This window comes from Vibrio sp. D173a (genome assembly GCF_030248475.1).
Window position 1 is genome coordinate 1 of the sequence record NZ_JAHGAH010000416.1, and the last position, 923, is coordinate 923.

The window sequence follows — 923 nt, forward strand, 5'->3', positions numbered from 1 at the left end:
TTTATGGAGCGCTTACTTTTTTCTGAAAAGGATCACCAAGCGAAAGACGTTCTTATGTCCAACTGGCTGAAGTCGAAGACATTCGAACCATATTCGCAAGAGACAGACAATATTACTGTATTTAACGAAGAAGCTTACTTTAATGTAAGTGGTGATTGGGATAATACGAAAAATGGTAATGTGTGTTCTCAAGTTAATGAAATAATGAACAGTAATACTAAGCTTTACTAACGCTAATTATCAATATCATAAACTTTAAATGGCAGCTTAGGTTGCTGCCATTTTTTATATTTTAAATTTTTAAAGTTGTCGTAAGTATGTCTTTTGAATTCTTTTTTGAAAAAATAAATTTAAATATTAAATTGGTAAAAATCCTTGAAGATTTAGTGGTAAGGAAAAGGAGAAAGAATATAGGTAACGCAGGCTCAAGCTTTAAAGAAGTTGATGGTCACCTCTCCGAGATAAAATACAATGTATATCTTAATGAAAAACATCAACGGAATATTGGCACTTAGAAGGCGTACTGCTTGTTGGGAATGATTATAAATTACGAAAAATTTCTTCTTTCACTGTTTTTGTTGATATTTATTTGAGTTATTGATTGGTGGTGTTTCGGGCTGATTTTTTATGAGTCAGTACAGGTAAAAAACTAAATTATGGTAATTTACGGTTATTTACCGTAATTTTTTCGGTTTAATAGAGCCTTATTGAGTGTTCTGTTGCTTATTTATTCATTGAACAATCCTGTTTCCACGATGTTTTATGTGATTTTTATCGGTTATGCATTTTTACTCCTATCAAAGTTTAGATTTTATGTGTGGTTGATTAGGTATTTTAATGTGGGTATCATGCCGCTCGTCTCAAAAATATAACAATGTTTTCAGTAAGGCATTAATTCGTGGATGTTAAGAACCTATCTCAAT

At 31.2% G+C, this 923-nt stretch carries 1 pseudogene; it reads left to right on the forward strand.

Annotated features, from left to right (window positions below):
* Positions 1-231 (forward strand): annotated as a pseudogene (locus KIV40_RS26355) (vest); the annotation flags it as partial.
* Between the last annotated feature and the right edge of the window lie 692 nt (positions 232-923).